The 3,635-nt window shown below is 46.8% G+C and carries 5 protein-coding genes; 3 read left to right on the forward strand and 2 right to left on the reverse strand.

The genetic code is table 11. The features are described from left to right. On the reverse strand, nt 1-390 hold a 390-nt coding region (locus COV46_03830; protein PIR17533.1), incomplete at its 3' end, for a hypothetical protein. 75 nt (nt 391-465) lie between these two features. Further along, nucleotides 466-1,593 (reverse strand): (Fe-S)-binding protein, encoded by a 1,128-nt coding sequence (locus tag COV46_03835; GenBank protein PIR17534.1) that lies wholly within the window; start codon nt 1,591-1,593, stop codon nt 466-468. A 422-nt stretch (nt 1,594-2,015) separates the two neighbouring features. On the opposite strand from COV46_03835, the gene COV46_03840 reads away from it, so the two are divergent. The 3 genes from COV46_03840 to COV46_03850 all read left to right on the forward strand — a co-directional run. Further along, nucleotides 2,016-2,615 (forward strand): hypothetical protein, encoded by a 600-nt coding sequence (locus COV46_03840; protein ID PIR17535.1) that lies wholly within the window; start codon nt 2,016-2,018, stop codon nt 2,613-2,615. Nucleotides 2,616-2,654: 39 nt separating this feature from the next. Further along, complete coding sequence (locus tag COV46_03845; GenBank protein PIR17536.1) at nt 2,655-3,395, forward strand: cell filamentation protein Fic; 741 nt, start codon at nt 2,655-2,657, stop codon at nt 3,393-3,395. Then, nucleotides 3,382-3,635, forward strand: a 254-nt coding sequence (locus COV46_03850) for a hypothetical protein (GenBank protein PIR17537.1), incomplete at its 3' end; no start/stop codon positions are given. The genes COV46_03845 and COV46_03850, both read left to right, overlap by 14 nt.

The following is a 3,635-nucleotide window of genomic DNA, read 5'->3' on the forward strand; positions in this document are numbered from 1 at the left end:
ACGGTCTATTCTGCTTTTTATATCGGCCGTAATAGCCTGTACAAGCTCGTGCGTTGAACCTTCTTTTTTTGCCAGCTCAAATTTGTATCTGCCTTGAAATAAATGACCGACCTTTTTATGACGGCGATTGAATTTTTGTGTATAGGTAAATTGAAGCGCCTGCATTATTCGCGACAAGGACGTATCACCGGTCTCGATCAACATGTGCACATGATTTGGCATTAGCACATAAGCGTAGATAACGAATTGAAAGCGTTCCCTATAAAAATCAAGCCGCTCAAGGAAAAGTTTGTAATCTTCGCTGTCGATGAATGTCTTTTGCCGGTCATTGCCGCGCGTAATGACGTGATAGAATGCTCCGGGAAACTCTATCCTTGGTTTGCGGGCCACAGGGCATAGCTATGAAAATGTGAGACTCTTGTCAATACCGAATTACCGAAGCCTGACCCCGGTGTTCGGTTGTCGTTAAAAATATTTTGCCATCCTTGAAGTTAACATGTCGGGGAAAAGTTTGAGCAGTCTCCCCTTTTCGAACGCCATCTTTAGAAAGCGAACGGAGACGTTCCCCGGAAGCTTTGGTCTCTTTTTTCTTTCGACAAGCGAAAGAGCCTCTTTCTTGCAAAATTTAATGCAAGAACCGCAGCCAAGGCAGTTCTTTACGTCAACACGCGCCTTCTTCCCTTCCATCTTCACGGCCGATATCTGGCACATCTTGGCGCAGGCGCCGCATCCGTTGCAGTTATCTTCGTTCACTTTTAAGATGAACGGCGTCGGCGAGACCGCGTGGGGTATCTTTTTCTCAGTTATACCGGTGAGAAGCCCGCAACAGCATCCGCAACAGTTGCAGACGAATGATGGCGTGTTGCGGATATTGTCGGTAACGTGAATAAGCCCCTTCTTGCCGAGCTCTTTAACGAGCGCAAGAAGTTCTTCGGCGCTTGCTTTTCTTGCAAAGCCGCGCCTTATCGTGAAATCAGAAGCCTTGCCAAGGCTGATGCAGGTGCCTTCAAAACCGGCGCGTTTGCAGGGTTCCCCCAAAAGATGCGCCTGATGCCGACAAAAGCAGGTTTGAACGCCCCCTCCGCCGGCCGCCTTTATCACCTCCGTCACCTGCGCGTAGGTCATTACCTCGGAAGATATTGGCACGTCGTGCTCGATAAGCGCCCTTGTCATCTGGGTCTGCGAGCCAAAAACTTCCTTCCACAAATGTTCGTGTTCGTAGGCGTGAAGGAGCTCCGCCATCTTCTTCATGGGAAGCTCGTTGTGGGTCTTCATCAGGCTGAACTCTATGAAGCCTATTATGGAAGGGGTCAGGAACCAGTAGTGATGGCCCTCATCGAGTTTGAAATCGATAACGGCCCCCTTGTCGGCCATTTTTTCGAGCGTAGCCTCGGTCTTTTGAAGGCCCCACATGGCCCTTTTAGCCATTTCTCTCGTGGTCGCCTCTTTCATGGGGAAGAGCGACGCAAGGAGCGCCTCATCTGGCGTTAAGAATATGCTTAGAAACTCTCTTATCTCGGGCGCGTCGGGAAGGCCTATCGGGTAACTGTTAAGCCTGTCGATGAGCTTTACAAGGACCCTTTGATCGATCATGGAAGGGCCGCGTAGCACTTTTTTCCGCTAAAAGCAAGGGTCAGTTATGGGGCCACCTCTGAAAGTTATGGGCTTAGCTAATTCGATATTGAGACCTTTCGATAACATAAAATTATAATAAGCTAATTAGCGAAGCCTGACCCCGGTCCCTTCATATTCAAGGCCTCAATCAATGGCCAAACCGGCTGAAATAGGCGTTTCTAGACGGGAAACAGGCGATTTTAGGGGTGTCCTACGGGCGCCCGGGATGGTCAAAAAGGGCGTTTTTGAGTGACATGGAATGACACGTAAATGCCCTCTAAATAGTGGACATTTATCCCCAGTGGACATATTGGGGCACATAATAGCGCTGGAACTTAAAAACAGCTTTACTTTCTGTCAGAAGTGCGATATATTATTTCTGACAATAGAAAACGATAAATATGACAGAATCCATTGAGAGTAAAATCCTTCGTCGGATTATCGGCAAGAAAAAGGGATGGGTGTTTGCCCCAAGCCATTTTTTTGATCTTGGCAATCGTGCCGCTGTAGATCAGGCGTTGAGCCGGTTAGTCCGATCTGGTGACATTCGTCGATTAGCGCGTGGGCTTTATGATTATCCACGGAAGCATCCGGATTTTGGAGAGATGCCGCCAAGCGTTAATCGTGTTACTGCCGCGCTTGCTGAAAAAGATAATCTTAAGATTCAACCTTCCGGAGCATATGCGGCTAACTTGCTGGGGTTGTCCGATCAAGTACCGGCAAAGATTGCTTTATTAACAGACGGCTCTACCCGGGTGGTTCAAGTTGGTAACTGGCACATTATGTTTAAGAAGACGTCACCAAAGAATATGGCGACTGCCGGTCGCGTGAGCGGCTTGGTTATCCAGGCTTTACGTTACATGAAACAAAGAAATATCGATGAGAAAATTATTAATTCGCTTAAAAGAAGATTATCAGCCGAGGATAAAAAACAGCTTATGAGCGATATTCGTTATGCCCCGGCTTGGATAGGTGAAATATTTAAACGGCTCAATTCGTAGCAATTTCTTGGCTCTTAAGCCAGTAAGAACGGAGGACACATGAAAGAAATTTTAACTAAGGTTGATGAGGCTCAGGCAAAGATAAACGCATTGCGCCCCTTTAGCAATGAAATGAACCACCAGATAAAGGAATATTTTCGTATTGGGCTTACCTATTCAAGCAATGCGCTTGAGGGGAACTCTCTGACTATATCGGAAACAAAAGTGGTCATAGAGGATGGTCTCACCATCGCCGGAAAGCCGCTTAGAGATCATTACGAAGCAACAGGGCACAGTGACGCTTTCGATCACATGTATGCGCTTGCTACCGGGAAAACCATAACGGAAGAAGATATAAAGAAGTTGCACGCGCTCTTTTATCACCGCATCAAGGAAGAAGATGCCGGAGTGTATCGGAAGGTTCAGGCTATTATTACGGGTTCTCAATATCCTTTGCCTACACCAGACGCGCTTCCCGGAATGATGCAGAAATTTATTAAGGATTTGCCACGCTTAAAAAAAGACACCCATCCGGTTGTCTATGCCGCTAAGCTTCATAAGGAGTTTGTATTTATTCATCCGTTCGTTGACGGCAATGGGCGAGTGGCCCGACTTTTAATGAATGTGGCGCTTATGCAGGCAGGATATATTATCGCGGTCATTCCGCCGCTCAAACGGTCGGAATATATCAGTGCGCTTGAAAAAGCACATAAGAATGATGCGGATTTTATTAAGCTAATAGCGTCATGCGTCTATGAGACCCAGAATGATCTACTGCGCATGGCTAATGGAAAAAGTTAGGATGATTCTCGTCCTCGCAGGTAATAAAGATGAATTCGAAAAGTTCTTGGAGAACCGCGAGCCTAAGAACATTTTTCGGTTTATCACCAATGATTCGGATTATGCCGGGCATAAGAAATGCGATTTACTTCGTAAAAATATGGGGTCAGTTAAATATGGGCAGAGTAGAGAGCAGGTTAAAGGAACTTTAGACGCAACCTATCTGTTGCCGCCGCTTTCGCATGGCGGTGCCTCAATAGT

Source organism: Deltaproteobacteria bacterium CG11_big_fil_rev_8_21_14_0_20_49_13 (assembly GCA_002796305.1).
Classification (GTDB): Bacteria; UBA10199; UBA10199.

Excerpts from the sequence above, each read along its gene's own strand:
- COV46_03835 (PIR17534.1), bottom strand. The coding sequence starts at position 1,593 with ATGATCGATCAAAGGGTCCTTGTAAAGCTCATCGACAGGCTTAACAGT.
- COV46_03840 (PIR17535.1), top strand. The coding sequence starts at position 2,016 with ATGACAGAATCCATTGAGAGTAAAATCCTTCGTCGGATTATCGGCAAG.
- COV46_03845 (PIR17536.1), top strand. The coding sequence starts at position 2,655 with ATGAAAGAAATTTTAACTAAGGTTGATGAGGCTCAGGCAAAGATAAAC.